This is a genomic window from Streptomyces sp. ISL-98 (assembly GCF_018614055.1).
Lineage (GTDB): Bacteria > Actinomycetota > Actinomycetes > Streptomycetales > Streptomycetaceae > Streptomyces > Streptomyces spiramyceticus.
In genome coordinates this window covers 1-17,462 of the sequence record NZ_JAGGPB010000104.1, presented here as the reverse complement: position 1 = coordinate 17,462, position 17,462 = coordinate 1, and the positions used below count along the sequence as shown (strand labels likewise).

Below are 17,462 nucleotides of genomic sequence, written 5' to 3'. Positions count from 1 at the left end.
TGATCCGAGAAACAGTGCCTAATGGCGTACGAACTTGACGATGCGCCAGCTCGCCCCGCTGTTCGGGGTGTCCAAGTCGGCAGCGGACCGCATCATCTGCCACCTCGGGCCGATGCTCGCGCTCCAGCCCCGCAAGCGGTTCCGAAAGGACGCCGTGCTGATCGTCGACGGCACTCTGGTCCCCACGCGGGATCACACGGTTGCCGAGCAGTCGAAGAACTACCGGTGCTCGACCAACCACCAGGTCGTCATCGACGCCGACACCCGACTCGTCGTCGCCGTCGGCCGGCCGCTGCCCGGCAACCGCAACGACTGCAAGGCGTGGGAACTGTCCGGTGCGAAGGACGCCGTCGGCCGACCACGGTGATCGCGGACGGCGGCTATCGGGGCACCGGCCTGGTCATCCCGCACCGCCGCGAACGCGGCCAGACCGAACTGGCTGCATGGAAGGAGGAGCACAACACCTCCCACCGCAAGGTCCGCGCCCGCGTCGAGCACGTCTTCGCGCGGAGGAAGACCTGGAAGATCCTTCGCGACTGCCGTCTGAAGGGCGACGGCATTCACACCGCGATGCTCGCCATCGCCCGACTTCACAACCTCGCCCTCACGGGATAACTCCCGCCCCATACGGGGCCATCTTTAAGAGAGGCCCAAGGGAGACGGCTCCCACCTCGCCGGCTCGGAGGATGCTCAGTCGAGACAGAACTCGTTGCCCTCGATGTCCTGCATCACGATGCACGACTCATTGTGGTCATCGGCAAGCAGCGTTCGCACGTGTACCGCGCCGAGCGCGACCAGTCGTGCGCACTCGGCCTGGAGTGTGGCGAGGCGCTCCTCACCCACGAGCCCGGTGCCGGCCCGCACGCAGAGATGCACCCGATTCTTGGCGACCTTGCCTTCGGGAACGCGCTGGAAGAGCAGCCGCGGGCCCACACCTGAGGGATCAATGCAGGAGAACCATTGCACCTGATGCTCAGGCGGCAGCGAGCGATGGTAGTCGTCCCACGTGTCAAACCCCTTCGGCACCGGCGATACGACGTACCCCAACACCTCGCACCAGAAACGAGCCACGCGCTCAGGTTCTGCGCAGTCGAAGGTGACTTGGAACTGCTTGATCGATGACATCGGCGCACCATAGCAGGGGACTGTGTTGCTCATTTCCCGGTGTGGATCTGCATGTTGTCGGGAGGACGGCCCCTGCTAGCCGCTGCTGTGTCGTGCGGTCGTAGGGGGTGAATCGATGTCGATGCCTCCAAGGGGTTGCCCGCCGTTCCGGACCAGACCGCGGCCACGGCCCTCGCCGCGTTTCCCGACGGCAGCCTGCCGATCCGGGACCGCACCTACAGAGAAGGCGCCTCCCGAGTGAGGACCGGAACCGCACCCCACCCCACCCCGAGCCATGGCCGCCTTCAGGAACTGGGCCATCGGCCCCCGGCTCACCGGCCGCACAAGCATCGCGGACGGCCTCCGCCACCACGCCCGCAACCCCGCCAGGCCCTTGACCATCTTGGAGACAAGGTCATCAAACTGGACAGTCCGCGAGAACGACGCAGCCCTGGCGGCGCAGCCCACCAGTGGGTGCCACGACCCAATCCTGACCAACCACCCTCATGCGAAAGATCAGTTACGGGACAGCTTTTAGGACCGACGAGATTCCGCTGGGCGTGGACGAACTGCGCTCGCGCTTCAACTACTTCGGGAGTCTGGCTGGATTGTGAGGAGCGTCCGAGCCGAATTGTCGTTCACCGCAATCCTGGATGCGCCTCCGGCGGTGGAGGTAACCCCCGGCCCTCGTCACTGGCCCACCCTTCCGTCGACGCACTCGCGCAACAGGTCGGCGTGCCCGCAGTGACGGGCGTACTCCTCGATCCTGTGCACCATCAGCTCCCGTACTGAGGTCCCGTCCTTCCCCAGACGCTCGCCCAGGTCCGGGTGCTCGGCCAGCTCGGCGTCCATCGCGGCCTGCTCGCGCTCCAGATCGGAGTACGCAGCGTCGACCATGGCCTGCTCGGCGGCAGCTCCCTCGAAGTCCGCGTCCTTCTCGCCGTACAGCCTCGGCAGCGGATCGCCCTCCCTGATCCAGTTGCGCCAGTCCCGTTCCACCTCGGCGAGGTGCCGAACCAGGCCGAGCAGCGACATCGTCGACGGCGGAACCGACCGACGGGCCAGTTGCTCCGCATCAAGGCCCTCGCACTTCATCCGCAGAGTCATGCGGTATCCCGACAGGAAGTCCAGCAGCGTCGCAAGCTCGCCGTCCGGACTGGCTCCTTCGCCGTCGCGGGGGTCGTCGTCCGGGTCGGCCCACATGTCGGGGTAGACGGTTGCCTGGCTCCATCGTGTTGGTTGGTCACTCATGCGTTCCATGATCGGTCGTGCGGGCACAAGCTCGCTAGTTCTTTACGGTTCTTGAGGATCTGGTCGGCAGTTTTGGTCCAGACGAACGGGTGCGCGCGGCTGTGCCAGCCGTCGGTGAACGCGCGGATCTTGGCATTGAGGTCGCGGACGGACCGGAAGGTGCCGCGGCGGATGGCCTGGCGCTCGATCAAGGATACCCAGACCTCGTCCGGGTATCCGCGCCGGCCGATGGCGGGCTCCGGCGGCATGCTGGGGAGGGTTCTCACCAGCAGGAGCGACAGGCGGGGGACTTCGGAGCCGACCGTAGTCTTGCCGTCCGGCAGTTCCAGGACGGGCCGGCGAGGCTCCGGAGACATTCAATTCACGGATGCGACAGGATAATTGCTGGTGATTACTGCACTCGACGACGGCGTTCGCCTGTTACGCGCGGTACCGGGGGTTGGATTCGCCCCGCGTGCGCTCCCGCTGCTGCCACTCCTGCGCACCCGCTGCCTCTCAGTGCTGATGAGCGCACGAGCGGCGGACACGGGCTGAGCGGAGCGATTTGATGCCGAACTCCTCTCCGCCGAGCAGCTGTTGCCTCGCCGGAAGGACAGCGATGTCCTCGGGCAGCTCGACCAGCTTGTCGAGGCCCTGCCCGATCTGGTGGGGGCCGGTGGCAGGGCAGAGAGCTGGGGCTCGCCTCCTATCTGCCACCCCGGCCGGAGTGGCTGACGGCTCTGGAACGCCTGGGTGCCCGTTCTGCCCCCCACCTCACCCAGCCCACTAGCGCCGTACTCGAGGACAAGACCGCGATGCGTGCGTGGTTTCGCGAGTTGGGCGTTGCCACGCCCGTCGACACGGTGGTCCACGAGCTCGACCACCGGGAGCTTCGACGCCGCTTCGGAGACCGGTACGTGGTGCAGCGCCCCGTGGGCTCGGCCGGCCGGGGGACGTACCTGGTGGACGGGAGGGAGGATGTGGACAAGATCCCGGCCGCCGAGCGGTGGCTGGTGAGCGCCTACGTGGGTGTCACCTCGTTCAACTTCCATGGCTTGGTGTCGAGAGACGGCTCAGTCACTGTCCTGCGGCCCTCCGTCCAGCTCACCGATGTGTCAGGGCTCGGTGGGGCATTCGGTGGATACTCCGGCTGCGACTTCGGAGCAGCGGCGAGACTGTCCCCCGCGGCTTGGCCCGAGGACCGGAAGCGACGGAGCGGATCGGCTGGGGACTCGCGGACCTCGGCTACATCGGTGTCTTCGGCACGGACTTCGTGGTCCGCGGTGAATCCGCGGTGGCACTGGAAATCAACTGCCGAATGCAGGCTTCCACGTGGCTCCTGGGCGAGGTGGAGCTCGAGGAGGAACAGCTGCCGACCATGCTGCGGCACGTCCTGGAGCTCCGCGGCCAGGCTACTGCCGCCAAAGCCGACCTCGCACCGGTGCAGGCAGCACAACTGACCCTGCGCCACCAGGGCCCGCCCGGACGGCTTACCGGGGCACCCGTCAGCGGCGTGTACCGCATGACGGGCGGCGCGCTGCAGTGGCGCGGCAAGGGCTACGGACTGCTGGAGTGCGGGCCGGACGACTGCGTGGTGATGCATGTGCCGCAGACCGGGACGCAGCTCATGCCGGGCGTGCCGCTGGCCCGCCTAGTCAGCCGCCGCCCGTTCACAACACCAGACGGATCTGCACTCGACACGCATGGACGTCAACTGCTGGAAGGCCTGAACACACGGTTCACGGTGGAGGCGACGTAACGTCTCTGTCAGAGCACGGCACCCGCACCGCTACCCCGGAAACCATCCCGGGCAGCCCCCCAGCGCCCGTATCCGCACCCGAACTCAGTGCGCCGGACGACGATGCGCGCCACCTCACGCAAGGCCGCGCCACAAGGCACCGACATCCTCCCGACGCAGCGCCCCGAGCCCGCCCCGCCCACCCCCAGCGCCGAAGGGCCCGGACCCGCGCCCGCCGTATCCGAGGACGGCGTAGTCGAGCTGCGCCAGGTCCAGCAGAAGCATCTGCCCGAAGTCACCCTCAACAGGCTGCCGTTGGGCCCGCGCCGACGACCCGGCCTTCCCGACCTCCGCAGGCAAGCGCGGTGCTGAACTCCTCTACCCCCGTCGTGATCTCAAGCGGTGGCCCGTAACAGGGCCCGTGCCGCCATCGGCACCACTGACCTGTCGTGAGCTGAGTCAGGGCCATGTGCGCCCAGCCGTTATTTCGATGTGGCTAGACGTTTATGCCGATGGCCTTCCCCTGATGTTGCATGGGGAAGGCCATCGCGCCGCGTTCGGTCGCGGACGATTGCAGCCAGAGCGAGAACTGCGCTGTGATCAACGATCGGGAACGCGTCGCGTTCCGCCGCGGGGAGGAATGCTCGTACAAGGCCGCGCCGGTTGTAACCGATTGAGCTGGCCTGGAAGTTGAAGTGGTTGGAAGCGGGGAAGTCGGCCTACCTTCCCGGCTGCTGGGGCGTCGCGCCGGGCCTGATCCCGTGCGCGCCTCGCAATCCTCATCCGGTCCATCCTCGAAGGAGTGAAGATCACCGCCGGGGGTGGCTGTGCTGCTTCATACTCACTGGCCATGGCAGATGATCACGACATGCCCGGTTGTCCGGAACGGATCGATTGACTTGTGGAACTGGAACCGGTGGTGGCCCGGCTTGTTGATCGGCATTTGGGCACGGTGCGGGAGTGGTTTCCGCATCAGTACATTCCGTGGAGCCGGGGTGCGGACTTCGAAGGGCCTTTGGGTGGTACGGGTTGGCACACCGGCCAATCGAAGCTGAGCACGGCCGCTCGCTCGTCGTGGGTGCTGAACCTACTGACCGAGGACAACCTGCCCAGCTATCACTACGCGTTCGCTACCACCGTCTCACGTGCTGCTGCGTGGACGTCACCAAGCCGTAGCCATCAACTCCAGTCACCGGTGATGCCTCTGCCGCTCGGCCTTCGCACGCAGCACTGGTGAAGGCGTCCGCAGCCGTGCGACCGCGTCCGCGCCACGCTTCCCCGAGCCGCACCCCTCCGTATCCGCCTCCTCCGCGCTGCCCGCGGACTGCACGGCACCCCCACCGCCCGCGCCGCCCGACACGAGCAGGCCGCCCCCTGGCGCCATCGCCGACACGCCGTCGCCGTGCCACCCGCCGAACACCCCGCCCACCTCGCCCGTCACCGGATCCAGCCGCCGCAGTGCCCGTTCGAGCAGCCCAGCACCAGCGTGCCGGCACGGCCGTCGGCGCAATGGGGTCCGCCGCACCGAACGTCGCCCGGTGCAACGCGAGTTGGCCGCCTCGCGGCGAGGGCGTCCACCAGGGAGGTCGGCTCGCCGACACAGTCGTCAGTCCGTACCGCCGCGGCCGGCAGCAGCGCCGCCACGTCTGGTGGACACCCAGGAACCACCCCGGCACGCCGAACCGCTGCCCGTTCCGACCTCCGTCTTCTGCGGCCATAGCGGCTCCCTGATGGGCAGGGCGTACCGGCTGCCTTGCTGCGCAGCTAGGACCTGTCCGGGCGATCACGTGACTGCCTCGTATCGGCCGTCGCTCTGGTCGCTCGGCATGACGGCCACACCAACGATCAACCCTGAAGCCCGCGTTCGGCGTCATCGTCACCAAGGGGCAGGCACTGCCCGTTGGCGACCAGGAGGCACACAACCATGAAGCAACGGGCTGCACGCACCGTCTCGTTCGCTCTGGCAGTGGCGTTAGCCGCTGGAGCGGCGGCACTCGCCCCGTCCGCACACGCGGCACAGTCGGAGCACGGTGGCCACGAGGCGACCCGGACCGCACTGCGTGATCTTGTCGAGAAGGGTGGGCTTCCCGGAGCGGTCGCCAAGGCTCGGGACCGTAGGGGCAGTTGGTTCGCTGCGTTCGGTTACGCGGACACCAGCACGGGCCGTAAACGTTCCCCCGGCGATCACTTCCGCGGGGCCAGCATCACCAAGACGTTCGTGGCGACCGTCCTGCTCCAGCTGGAGGCGGAAGGGAGACTGAGCCTGGACGACACGGTCGAGACGTGGTTGCCCGGCTTGGTGCAGGGCAACGGCTACGACGGGAGCAAGATCACTCTGCGTCAGCTCCTCAACCACACCAGCGGCATCGCCAACCACACCGCTGACCCCGCATTCATACACAATGCCGCCGGTCCCGGCTTCCCGGAACACCGGTACGACACCCATACGCCCGAAGAACTCGTGGCGACAGCGCTGAAGTACCCGCCAAAGCCCGATCCGGAGAAAACGCCGCTGTACTCGAACACCAACTTCGTGATCGCCGGGATGGTCATCGAGAAGGCGACGGGTCATTCGTACGGGCAAGAGGTCAAGCGCCGCATCATAAAGCCCCTGAAGCTGACCGGGACATCGTTCCCTGGCACGACACCACAGATGCCGAACCCGCACCCCGTCGGCTACTCCCGGCTCCACCAGGAAGACCCCGACGCCAAGATCTATGACGCCACCGAACAGAACATGACCTGGCTGGGCGCGGCCGGCGACGTCATCTCCACCAGCAGCGACCTCAACCGCTTCCAACGTGCCTTGGTAAGTGGAGAGTTGTTGCCCTCGGCGCAGATGAAGGAGATGCTCGATGAGGTTCCGGCGGGGGACGGGATCGGGTACGGGCTCGGTGTCGAGTTCGCGCAGCTGTCCTGCGGAGTGAAGGTAGTGGGCAAGAGCGGCCGTACGAACGGCTCCCTGTCCGCGATGGTCGGCACGCTGGACGGGAAGCACCAGCTGACGTTCAACGTCAACGGTGACTGGCTGCAGGACGGATCGCTCTACGTGAATGTCCTCGAAGCGGAGTTCTGCGGCAAGGCCCCGTCCCTGACCGAGAGGCCGTCTCCGTTGCCTGAGCTGGTTCGTCTTCGTTGACATCCTCTGCCCCGTAAACGGGGCAGAATCCCATCCGTGTCAGAGTGCGACTGGATGAGCGGTTGACGCTTCAGGGCCTGCCCACTGGCTAAGGCTCCACGTCCTGACACCCGCAATGTCCTCGGGCGCTTGGTGCTTGGTGGCTGTCTCGATGTTGCACGAGCCGTTGGTGTCGGCGTTGCCGGACCATCCGCAGGTCTCGTTCTTGCACACGAACACGGCCTGGCTCTCGCGGTTGCCTTCGGTGATGAAGCCGCAGGCGTGGCACCGTTTCGAGGTGTTCGGGGCGGGGACCTTGACTAGGTGTCCGCCCCGGTCGGCGAGCTTGTATTCCAGCAGGGTGACCGTGCGGCCCCATGCCTCGCCGCTGATCGAGCGGTTCAGTCCGGCTTTCTGGCGGACGTTCTTGCCCGGTTCCTCGACGGTGCCCTTGGCGGACTTGACCATGTTCGTGATCTTGAGTGCTTCCACTCCGACGACGCCGAACGTGTCGGCGATGCCTGTGGTGGTTTTGTGCTGCCAGTCGAGGGTGCGGCGCTTGGCTCTCGCGCGGTACCCGGCGATCAGGCGGTTGGTGCGGGCCAGCCGGTTGGATGTGCGTTCGCCCGGCTTGCGGTACTGCTTCTGGCGTTCGCGGGTGCGTTCCAGGCGGCGCAGACGCTCGGCTTCCTTCGGGGTCAGCCATGCGTCGTGGTCGCGGAACGTGCCGTCGGACAGGGCCAGGGGCCGGGTGACACCGACATCGATGCCGACGCCCGGCCCCTGGTGCGGCGTGGGATCGTCCACGAGGGTTTCGGTGCGGAACACGATGTGCCAGCCGAGCGCGTCTTTGACCAGGCGCGCGCCGGTCACCCTGCCGGGATGTGAACCCTTGGTGACGCCGGGCAGATCCTTGGTCCAACGGAAGCGGACCAGGCCGACCATCGGCACCCACACCTGACCCCAACGGTGTGTCAGTCGCTTGATGCGCAGGTCCCGGCCCTGCGGGATGTCGATGGCCGCGCGGGTACGGAACCGGGCCTTGAAGGTCGGAGCCTCGGCCCGCCCTTCCCAGCAGTTCACCCACGCACGCATATACGTCTTCAGGACCTGCTGCGCGGCCTGTGCGGGAAGCTTGGCGAGCCAGTCGATCTCCTTACGGGCCCGGCGGATCTCTGTGTCCATCCGGGACAGCGACCGCTGGCACTTCGGCGTCATCGTCCAAAGGTCGTGGATCAGGTTCCACATCGCGCGTGCGGCGTGGCCCTGGTCCTCGATCTTCCACAGCTGGACGGGGGTGAGGCCGAGACGGGCTTTGTGGCCACGCTGGCGCTTCAACTTCCCTCCCCGTTCCGCTTGTTGGCTGGTTCGCTGATCATACTACGCTTGGTGCATGTCACCACGATGGGAAGCAGCACCCGATGTCAGGCGCGGAGCGCACGTTGTCTACAACCTGCACGTGCACTTGGTGTTCGTGACGAAATACCGGCGAGGCGTGATGGATGACGCCATGTTGACGCGCTGTGAGGAGATCATGCGCGATGTCTGCGGGAGCTTCGAGGCGGAGCTGAAGGAGTTCAACGGCGAACGCGATCATGTTCATCTCCTGGTGCACTACCCGCCGAAAGTCGCGCTCTCGAAGCTGGTCAACAGCCTGAAGGGTGTCAGCTCGCGGTACCTGCGGCAGGAGTTCACCGGCCAGGTCAACCGGGCCATCATGCACGGCCGGTTCTGGTCCCGCTCCTACTTCGCCGGCTCCTGCGGTGGAGCACCGATAACAGTGGTTCGTCAGTACATCGAGCAGCAGAAACGCCCGTACTGAGCTGCGGGTCAGAGCAGTCTTGAGATGGCCTACACCCCCCGCCTAAAGACGGGGGCACTGGCCAAGATCACAGGTAGTGGCGGCTTACCTGCCGCAGTCGAAGAGATTGGGCAGGCCGGACCGGTACCTGATCTCGTCGAGCTTGTGGAGGAACGTCAGCTCGGGCGGACGGTAGAGCCGCCGGACCCGGCAGCGGGGTGCGGGCGAACCGTCCGCGTCCAGCAGGGCGTTGACCGCTCGCCGCGCGGACTCGTTGGCGCCCTCCATCGTAGCGAGATCGATGTCGGTGGCAACGTAGTCGCCGGCCAGGAACAGGTTCGGCACCGCAGTGCGGCTCGACGGCCGGTCGTACCAGGTGCCAACGGGGTGGATGAGCAGCTGCTCGCGGTTGGAGGGTGAAGGTCCGCCGAGGCCGGTCACCGCCGGGTCCATGAACCACGAGTGCAGGTCCGCGTCGGCGAGCACTCGCCGCCCGGCGCCGTTCAGCCCCGCCTTGAGCTGCGCCCAGACCTCCCGGCGAACCTCGTCCCGAGTGCACTTCATCCCCGGTTTTCCGTACAGAATCCCCGGCTTGTCCCATGCCGAGATGTCCACAGAGAGACAGTCGGCCACCTCTCCGTCCCCGTAGGCCGAGCGGAAGTCACGCCCCTTCCAGAACTGCGCCTGGCTGACCGAGGTGAGTGCCCACGGCGAGTCCACGTGGATCACGTGCCCGTGCACGAGGGGCGTGCGGGTACGCAGGTAGAACTGCACGCCGACCATCCAGGCCGTCTGGAGCCGGTCACAGCGTTCGAGCTGGGGGTCGGCAGCGCGAAGATCTGCGCCCCAGGTGGCGCGGGCGTCCTGGACGGGCATGGCGCAGATGTAGTGGTCGGCGACCACGGTACGGGCCGCTGCGCTTCTCGTGGACCTCACCCTGACGCCTGTGATCCGGCCACCGTCGCAGACGAATTCCTTGACTTCGGTGGCGAACTCGAACTCGACGCCGAGGCCGCGGAGATGCTCCTCCCAGGGCGTGATCCATGCCTCGCTGGTCGGCGCATTGAGCACCCGGTCGATCTCACCGTCGTTGCCGCGGCCGAGCAGGTTGTAGATGAACGCCTGAGTGAGGCGGCCGACGGTGCGCGTGCTCGCCACCTCGGCCCGGATGGCGACAAGGTCCCGGGTGATTCCGACGCCGAGCAGCTGCTGATACTCCCGTGACATGGCGTCGGCGTTGATGAATTCCCACCACGAGACCATCTCCCACTGCTCGATCCGCCGGAGCTCGCAGCTGGTGATGTGGACCAGCACGCGGCCGAGGAAGTGGACGACCTCGGACGGCGGCAGGTTCAGCGCGGTGTCCACAAGCCCGGCCAGACTTTCCACCAGAGCGCCGGGCAGCAGCGACTCCGGAACGGGTAACGACAACAGCGTACGGACCGGAAACCGTAAGTTCGGACGGCCGCCGTCACGGGCTACGAGGCACTCGGTGGTGTTCACCAGATTTCCGTGGACGCTGCCCGACTTGTTCGGATACGGGATTCGACGCAGCGTGTCCGGAAGGTTGCGATAGAACCCCGGGAAGAAGCGGAAGCCGTGCTCGCCGGGCAGCGGAAGACGCCCACCGGTGCCGGTGCCCGGCACGTCCATGCTGCGGGCCTTGCCGCCCGGTGTGTCATTGCGCTCGTACACCGTGACGCGGTAACCGCGTTCGGCGAGTTCGTGTGCCGCGGTCAGCCCCGAGGCGCCGCCGCCCAGCACCGCCACCGACCCGAGATCAGCGCTCATGGACACAGCGATGCTCCTTCGCGTCATTGTTGTTGTCGCGCTCGTGGGCTCAGCCACCGAGCGGAAGCTCGGCCGAACCAACCACGAACTGAACCGACTTGTGTGCAGGTCGATCTGATCCTGGACCAGCTGGGCATCCGTGAAACCGGCCCGGACTGGATCAGGTCAGCGGCTTGTTGCATCAGGGCTCCCTGGTCGCCGTGACCGCCCGCCCGGAGCGTCGCCACGTACGCGGCCGACCGGGCCGCCACCAAGCTCCCAGCGTGGTGTTCGCGTCGCTGGCCGCGATCTGCCGGGGCGTCATCAAGAGTCGGCTTTACGCTATTTATTCTTCTTGGCGTACTCCTCGTAGACGGCGACGACCTCGTTCGCGGGCCCGTCCATCCGCATCGTTCCGGCCTCCAGCCAGATCGCCCGGTCACAGGTCTCGGTGATCGCCTTGTTGTTGTGGCTGACCAGGAAGACGGTGCCCGCCCTGGCGCGTAGCTCGGCGATGCGGGCCTTGCTGCGGCGCTGGAAGGCGGCGTCGCCGGTGGCCAACGCCTCGTCGATCAGGAGTACGTCGTGGCTCTTGGCGGCGGCGATGGAGAAACGGAGCCTGGCGGCCATGCCGGAGGAGTACGTCCGCATCGGCAGCGTGATGAAGTCGCCCTTGTCGTCGATGCCGGAGAACTCGACGATCTTCTGGTAGCGCTCGCGGATCTGCTTGTGCGTCATGCCCATGGCCAGGCCGCCGAGCGTGACGTTGCGCTCGCCGGTCAGGTCGTTCATCAGGGCGGCGTTCACCCCGAGCAGCGACGGCTGTCCCTGGGCGTAGACATGGCCGCGGGCGAGTGGCAGCAGGCCGGCGACCGCCTTCAGGAGGGTTGATTTTCCGGACCCGTTGGAGCCGATGAGACCGATAGCCTCGCCTTTGTGGGCGACAAAGGTGACGCCTTTGACGGCATGCACTTCCCGTGCGCCGCCCTGGACTTTGTAGGTGATGTGGACGTCGTCGGCGATGACAGTGGGGGTTTGCCGGTCTTGTTCGAGCCGATCCTGTTCAGCCACGGCCGTACGTCTCCTCTGCCTGCCAGAAGTAGATGAAGCCGCCAATGCCCGCGAGCAGTGCCCAGCCCGCGGCGATCAGCCATGCGTGCGGGGGAAGCTGGGCGGCGGTGAAGCTCTCGATGAGGGCGAAGCGCATCAGGTCGATGTAGACGGCGGCCGGATTGCACTCCAGCGCCACGGCCACCGGATGCGGCAGCGTGTCGGCGTGAAGGACCTGGCCGACGCTCCACATGACACCCGACGCGTACATCCAGGTGCGCAGGACGAACGGCATCAGCTGGGCGATGTCGGGGGTCCGGGACGCCAGCCTCGCCATGACCATCGCGAGACCCGTGTTGAACAGCGACTGGAGCGCGAGTGCGGGCAGTGCCAGCAGCCAGGACGGCCGGGGGAACTGCCCGAAGCAGCAGAGGATCACCGCCAGTGCGGCCATCGAGAAGAGCAGCTGCTGGAGTTGCTGGACGGCGTACGCGACGGGAAGTGAGGCGCGCGGGAAGTGCAGGGCGCGGACGAGGCCGAGGTTGCCGGTAAGGGCGCGGGTGCCCGCCATGACCGAGCTGCTGGTGAACGTCCAGAAGAAGACGCCGGTGACCAGGAACGGCACGAAGTCGGAGACCCCGTCCTTGGTGCGGGTAGGACGCCGAAGATGAAGTATTGAAGTGCTCTCCCGGATGGATCCGGCAGATTCCCACCTACCTTGCGGTGGTGGGCTTGACGCGTTTCGCGCGTCTGACGACTGCCCTCCCGGCAGCCGGGATCGCCACGAGGCCGATCCGGTACAGGTGGAGGATGTTGCGGGCTGCGTTGTGGTCGGCGTTGCCCGACCAGCCGCAGTCCGGGTTCTTGCATACGAACACGGCCTGGGACTCCCGGCTGCCGGGTGTGATGAAACCGCAGGCGGAGCAGCGCCGGGAGGTGTGTGTGGGGGGCGGGGACCTTGACCAGGGTGCCGCCGTGCTGGGCGGTCTTGTACGTCAGCATGGTGACCGTGCGGCCCCATGCTTCCCCGCTGATGGAGCGGTTCAGCCCGGCTTTCTGGGCGACGTTCTTGCCTGGCTGGTCCACTGTTCCTTTGGCGGACTTGACCATGTTGACCTGCCCCCACCGGCGGTGCACGCGGACGATGTTCAGGTCCCGGCCCTGCGGGATGTCCACGGACATCACCGTGCGGATGCGGCCCTTGAAGTTCGGGGCGTCGGCGCGGCCGTCCCAGCAGTTCTTCCATGCCTGGAAGTACGTCTTGAGTACTGCCTGCGCGGCCTGGGCGGGCAGTACGGCGAGGAAGTCGATGTCCTTACGCGCCTGGCGGATCGCGGCGTCCGCGTGTCCGAGCGTCCGCTTCTCCTTCGACGTCATTTGCCACCACGCGTGGAGAAGGTTCCACATCGTGCGGGCGGCGTGCGCCTGATCATCAGCCTTGAGCGACAGGACAGGGGAGAGTGCCAGTCGGGCGCGATGCCCGAACTGCCGCTTCTCCACCCCTTGTTCACTCATGGCGACCACCATAGTGCGAAGGCTTCGAAGCCGAGCTGAAGCAGTTTAACGGCGAACAGGATCACGTCCACCTGCTCGTGCACTATCCGCCGAAGGTTCAGCTCTCCAAACTGGTCAGCTCCTTCAAGGGCGTCAGTTCCCGCAGGCTTCGCTAGGAGTACAACGCGCGTCCGCCGACATCTGTGGGGCGGACACTTCTGGTCCGGCTCCTACTTCGCCGGGTCCTGCGGCGGCGCACCCCTGACCGCCGTCCGCCAGTACATCGAAAACCAGCAACGTCCCATCTGACCGTCACCACACAGGCGCAGAGCACTCCGGCGCTCCGCGCCTCCGGGCCAAGGACGCCCTTCACCACCAACCTAAAGGGCGATGCACAGGGCAAGATCAGAGGTAGACGGGTCGCCTTGCTGTCGGTCTTCTCCGGGATCGTGTGGCGGATGTACCGGCGCCGCAGGTACTGACGGCATGGGCCGTTGCTGTATGTCTTGTCAGCCGAGAAGCTGTCCCGCTTCCCACGTGGCCTGCCTGGGCCCGTTCTGGGGACGCGGATCTTCTCCAGCACCGGGGTGACATCGGCATGGACCGCGCAGCGCCGTGAGGCGTACGCCAACGACCTGGGTGCCACTACCTCGCTGGTCGGCGTCACCGCAAGGTCGAACCGCGGCAAGTCCGAAGGGCTCCGGTACCTGGATGCCGCCTGCCGGTGAAGTCCGCTGCCAGCACGCATCGGAAGGGACCGCAACCAAGCTCCGCTGGAACCTGGCACCTGGCCGTCGACCCGCAGGAACAGGCCGAACTGGTCAATCTGGCCGAGCAGTGCCCGACCACGCAGGTCCACTTCGACCCGCCCCGTAGTAGAAACGCGCACCACCACCTCCCGGCTGGCTTCCGGCCCCAGAGGGCGGCGCGGCAGACCAACGAGCCCTGTCCGTCGCACCGGCTCTGTCAGATTTGCCGTTTCCCGCCCGCCGCACGCGTCGTTGGGCTGATCGGCTGGCTCGGGCGTGCGGCCAAGGCACGTACCGGGGGGCTTTCCTGCTCGCGCTTCCGGTGCTGCTGAAGGCGTGCGCGGTGATTGGTGGCCGGGAGGGGCTGCTCGCTGAGCAGCGGCAGATACGGCAACGGGAAAGAAGGCACTGATGTACCAGGCGCGGATCGAGGCTGGGATTCCGGCGCAGGCAAGGCGGCCCGTGAGGGATGTGCGGGTCGTGGTCGTCGGAGCAGGGTTCTCCGGTATCGGCGCCGCTATCCGGCTGCGCGAGGCGGGGTTCGGCGATGTCCTGGTGTTGGAGAAGGGGCCGCAACTCGGCGGGACGTGGAGGGAGAACACGTATCCGGGTTGCGCCTGTGATGTGCCCTCATCGCTCTACAGCTACTCATTCACCCCTGACACCGCCTGGAGCAGGGTCTTCGCCGGACAGCGGGAGATCCATGCGTATCTGCGGACGACGGCGGAGCGGCACGGACTCGGCGAAGTGCTGCGCTGCGGGGTGCGGGTGCTGGGAGCGCGATGGGATCCGGCGGCCGGGCGCTGGCTGCTGGAGACCAGTGACGGGGCATACAGCGCCGCGGTACTGGTCCTGGCCACCGGGCCGTGGCACGTACCGCAGCACCTCGACGTCCCCGGGATCGAGGAGTTCACCGGGCCCGTGCTCCATACCGCCGAGTGGGACCAGAGCGTCGACCTCGCCGGCCGTCGCGTGGTCGTCGTGGGGAGCGGGGCTTCCGCTGTCCAGGTCGTCCCGGCCATCCAGGCCCGGGCGGCCAAGGTGCACCTTTTCCAGCGGACCGCCCAATGGGTGTTACCCAAACCCGACCTGCCGGTCCCTGCGGCGTTCAACTGGTGTCTGGACTGTCTGCCCGGCTCCCGCGGCGCCTTGCGTGCCGGGCAGTACGCGCTGCAGGAGGGTTTGGGCTACGCCTTTCGTCACCCGCGTGCCGCCCGCCTCGTCGAGGCGGGCGCCCGGGCGCACCTGCGGCTCGCAGTCCGTGACCGGCAGCTGCGTAAGGCACTCACGCCCGACTACCGACTGGGCTGCAAACGCCTTCTGACCTCCAGCACCTTCTACCGCACCCTGGCTCAGCCGCATGTCAGCCTGCACCCGACCGCCGTGACCGCTGTACGCGGCAACGAGGTCGTAGGCGCCGACGGCACCACCGTCCAGACCGACGTCCTCATCACGGCCACGGGCTTCCGCGTCGGTGAGCTGCCTCTGGCCAAGACCCTGTACGGCACGAACGGCCGGACACTGCATGAAGCCTGGGACGGAGAACCACAGGCGTATCTGGGCACCGCAGTCAGCGGTTTCCCCAATCTTTTCCTGCTTCTGGGGCCCAATGTGCTCGGTGGCTCCACCTCCGCGATCACCGTTCTGGAAGCCCAGCTGACCTACCTCACCGCAGCCCTGTCCCACCTCGAGCAAGATGGCCACCGCGCCCTCGAGGTCCTGCCGGCCGCACAGAACGCGCACAACACCACGGTGCAGGAGGCGTTGCGCACCACCGTGTACAACTCCGGCGGCTGCACCAGCTACTACTTGAGCCCCACCGGGCGCAACATCTTCGCCTGGCCGTGGTCCACCGGGCGGCTCATCCGCCGGCTCAGCAGCTTCGACCCCGCTTCCTACACCTGGTATGCACCGGCCGAACCCGAACCCGAACCCGAACCCAACCCCGCCGGCCTGCCCGCTCAAGCAAGGCCGCAGCACGGCCACCACACCAGCGTCGTACGAGGAGAGCAGCCATGACGCGGCGCCCCCGACCGCAGTCCTACGACCTGGAGCTCCACCACCACTTGCCCCCGGGCGCCGACCGCGGACCGGTCACCGCCCCCACCGGCTGGTACTTCGCCCGCTTCAGCAAGCACCTGCGGTGTGGACAGGTGGTGCCGGTTACTTACCTCTCCCGCGAGTACGCGCTGTTCAGGACCGACAGCGGACAGATCGGCATGGTCGAAAGCCAGTGCTGCCACATGGGCGCGCATCTGGCCCGCGGCGGATACGTCCGCAACGAGAGCCTCACCTGCGGCTTCCACGCCTGGGAGTTCGACGTCACCGGACGCTGCGTGAAAATCCCCGGAGGCTGCCGCATCCCCTCCCGGGCCAGGCAGCGCAGCCTGACCGTCGCGGAACACAGCGGATGCATCTGGTTCTGGCACGGGCCCGGCCCGGCACAACCCTTCACCGACCTCGACCACGCCCAAGACCGTCGGCACTACCTCCATGTGGCCGGTGAGGTCCACGTGTGCCACTCCGACCTGCTGACCGTCAGCGAGCACGTCACCGACGTCGCGCACTGGCCCTGCGCCCACGGCGCCCCGGGCCCGATGACGTACGTTCCCCTGCGCGACGAAGGCCCCCACTTCTCCTTCATGATCCAGCCCGTCGATGCCGACATCACCCGCGTCCAGCGCTTCCGCCCCTACGCCCGCGTCACGATGGCCAGCCCGACGCTGGCCCTGGTCACCGCCCAATCTCAGCCACAACAGGACACCAGGCCACCCCTGCTGACAGTGATCGCTGCGGTAAGCCCGGTGGGACCCGAACTGACCATCGCGATGTGGGCCGTCGTCGTACGCAAGCTCGGACCGGACTGGCTGCTGTGGCCGGTCAACCGGCTGTGGGCCGCATTCCTACGCCGCCTGGTACAGCGCAACGCTGCATCCGACCTGGATGTACTGCGGTGGAGGCGACCGGTGGCCAAAGATCTGTGGTCAGCAGCCGACGGCCCCTCGGTCCGCGCGTACCGAAACTTCTACCGGCGCAACCTCCCTCCACAGGGCACAGAACACACGACTGCCCAACTGCCCCAAGACGCATCATGACGGCCCCCGACGTGCGCCGTCAGGGCGGTGGGTGACAGCGCTCCGAGCAGGGCTTCTGGCCGAATAGGTGACGGCTCCGTGTGCACCCGTGGTGGGGAAGTGCATGCGTAGCGTCGGCCGCCGCCGCAGCGGGCACGCCAACTGGGGTTTCAGTGATGGCACATGGGGCCGGGGGCGCGGTGTCCAGGGAGTACCACGCATGCACGCGACGTACCGGAGTAAACCGCGAAGGAGCCCTCCCCGAAAAAGTGACGCGCCAGTGAACGCCAAATGCAATTCACTATGAGGCAACTAAAGGTTGTCCCGCAAGTGA

Annotated in this window: 15 protein-coding genes and 4 pseudogenes; 10 read left to right on the top strand and 9 right to left on the bottom strand. The window is 67.0% G+C overall.

Translation table 11 applies throughout. From position 1 onward, the window contains the following. Positions 1-22: 22 nt before the first annotated feature. Positions 23-615: pseudogene (locus J7I98_RS39490) on the top strand (transposase); the annotation flags it as partial. Between the two features lie 75 nt (positions 616-690). Here the strand turns inward: J7I98_RS39490 and J7I98_RS39485 are convergent. The 3 genes from J7I98_RS39485 to J7I98_RS39475 all read right to left on the bottom strand — a co-directional run bounded on the left by J7I98_RS39485 (position 691) and on the right by J7I98_RS39475 (position 2,603). Beyond that, positions 691-1,125, bottom strand: coding sequence for a VOC family protein (locus J7I98_RS39485; protein WP_214929882.1), 435 nt, complete (start codon positions 1,123-1,125; stop codon positions 691-693). A gap of 669 nt (positions 1,126-1,794) precedes the next feature. Further along, complete coding sequence (locus tag J7I98_RS39480; RefSeq protein WP_214929881.1) at positions 1,795-2,364, bottom strand: DinB family protein; 570 nt, start codon at positions 2,362-2,364, stop codon at positions 1,795-1,797. Further along, positions 2,352-2,603 carry a hypothetical protein gene (locus J7I98_RS39475; protein ID WP_214929880.1) on the bottom strand — a complete coding sequence of 84 codons (252 nt, stop codon included), beginning with the start codon at positions 2,601-2,603 and terminating at the stop codon, positions 2,352-2,354. The genes J7I98_RS39480 and J7I98_RS39475 overlap by 13 nt, the downstream gene beginning before the upstream one ends. 920 nt (positions 2,604-3,523) lie before the next feature. Between J7I98_RS39475 and J7I98_RS39470 the strand changes: the two genes are divergently transcribed. The 3 genes from J7I98_RS39470 (at position 3,524) to J7I98_RS39460 (ending at position 5,309) form a co-directional block, all read left to right on the top strand. Next, entirely contained in the window at positions 3,524-4,093 is a 570-nt protein-coding gene (locus tag J7I98_RS39470) for a hypothetical protein (protein ID WP_214929879.1), read from the top strand. A gap of 102 nt (positions 4,094-4,195) precedes the next feature. Beyond that, a complete protein-coding gene (locus J7I98_RS39465) occupies positions 4,196-4,444 on the top strand; it encodes a hypothetical protein (RefSeq protein WP_214929878.1) in 249 nt (82 codons plus the stop codon). Between the two features lie 529 nt (positions 4,445-4,973). Beyond that, positions 4,974-5,309 (top strand): acyl-ACP desaturase, encoded by a 336-nt coding sequence (locus J7I98_RS39460; protein ID WP_214929877.1) that lies wholly within the window; start codon positions 4,974-4,976, stop codon positions 5,307-5,309. On the opposite strand, the gene J7I98_RS39455 is transcribed toward J7I98_RS39460, so the two are convergent. Beyond that, positions 5,262-5,513: a hypothetical protein gene (locus tag J7I98_RS39455; protein ID WP_214929884.1), complete on the bottom strand. Its 252-nt coding sequence runs from the start codon at positions 5,511-5,513 to the stop codon at positions 5,262-5,264. The two genes, J7I98_RS39460 and J7I98_RS39455, sit on opposite strands and share 48 nt — an antisense overlap. A gap of 483 nt (positions 5,514-5,996) precedes the next feature. Between J7I98_RS39455 and J7I98_RS39450 the strand changes: the two genes are divergently transcribed. Continuing rightward, a complete protein-coding gene (locus J7I98_RS39450; RefSeq protein WP_214929876.1) occupies positions 5,997-7,211 on the top strand; it encodes a serine hydrolase in 1,215 nt (404 codons plus the stop codon). A 39-nt stretch (positions 7,212-7,250) separates the two neighbouring features. On the opposite strand, the gene J7I98_RS42005 is transcribed toward J7I98_RS39450, so the two are convergent. Next, the gene (locus J7I98_RS42005; RefSeq protein ID WP_251021876.1) at positions 7,251-8,528 is read right to left on the bottom strand and encodes a transposase; all 1,278 of its coding nucleotides are present in this window, start codon (positions 8,526-8,528) and stop codon (positions 7,251-7,253) included. A gap of 55 nt (positions 8,529-8,583) precedes the next feature. Here J7I98_RS42005 and tnpA (J7I98_RS39440) point away from each other — a divergent pair, with 55 nt between their 5' ends. After that, on the top strand, positions 8,584-9,012 hold the full coding sequence (gene tnpA / locus J7I98_RS39440; RefSeq protein ID WP_214929875.1) for an IS200/IS605 family transposase: 429 nt from the start codon (positions 8,584-8,586) through the stop codon (positions 9,010-9,012). Between the two features lie 84 nt (positions 9,013-9,096). On the opposite strand, the gene J7I98_RS39435 is transcribed toward tnpA (J7I98_RS39440), so the two are convergent. From J7I98_RS39435 to J7I98_RS39420, 4 genes and pseudogenes are all read right to left on the bottom strand, one after another. Then, entirely contained in the window at positions 9,097-10,782 is a 1,686-nt protein-coding gene (locus tag J7I98_RS39435) for an FAD-dependent oxidoreductase (RefSeq protein ID WP_251021875.1), read from the bottom strand. Positions 10,783-11,103: 321 nt separating this feature from the next. Beyond that, on the bottom strand, positions 11,104-11,832 hold the full coding sequence (locus tag J7I98_RS39430) for an ABC transporter ATP-binding protein (RefSeq protein WP_214929874.1): 729 nt from the start codon (positions 11,830-11,832) through the stop codon (positions 11,104-11,106). After that, a pseudogene (locus J7I98_RS39425) lies at positions 11,825-12,486 on the bottom strand (ABC transporter permease); the annotation flags it as partial. The gene J7I98_RS39430 and the pseudogene J7I98_RS39425, both read right to left, overlap by 8 nt. A 38-nt stretch (positions 12,487-12,524) precedes the next feature. Beyond that, a pseudogene (locus J7I98_RS39420) lies at positions 12,525-13,326 on the bottom strand (RNA-guided endonuclease InsQ/TnpB family protein). Positions 13,327-13,340: 14 nt separating this feature from the next. On the opposite strand from J7I98_RS39420, the pseudogene tnpA (J7I98_RS39415) reads away from it, so the two are divergent. From tnpA (J7I98_RS39415) to J7I98_RS39400, 4 genes and pseudogenes are all read left to right on the top strand, one after another. Further along, positions 13,341-13,614 (top strand): annotated as a pseudogene (gene tnpA, locus J7I98_RS39415) (IS200/IS605 family transposase); the annotation flags it as partial. 278 nt (positions 13,615-13,892) lie between these two features. Beyond that, positions 13,893-14,033 carry a hypothetical protein gene (locus tag J7I98_RS39410; protein WP_214929873.1) on the top strand — a complete coding sequence of 47 codons (141 nt, stop codon included), beginning with the start codon at positions 13,893-13,895 and terminating at the stop codon, positions 14,031-14,033. Positions 14,034-14,465: 432 nt separating this feature from the next. Then, the gene (locus tag J7I98_RS39405; RefSeq protein ID WP_214929872.1) at positions 14,466-16,073 is read left to right on the top strand and encodes an NAD(P)/FAD-dependent oxidoreductase; all 1,608 of its coding nucleotides are present in this window, start codon (positions 14,466-14,468) and stop codon (positions 16,071-16,073) included. Then, positions 16,070-17,149 (top strand): Rieske 2Fe-2S domain-containing protein, encoded by a 1,080-nt coding sequence (locus J7I98_RS39400; protein WP_214929871.1) that lies wholly within the window; start codon positions 16,070-16,072, stop codon positions 17,147-17,149. Before J7I98_RS39405 ends, J7I98_RS39400 begins: the two co-directional genes overlap by 4 nt. Positions 17,150-17,462: the final 313 nt, after the last annotated feature.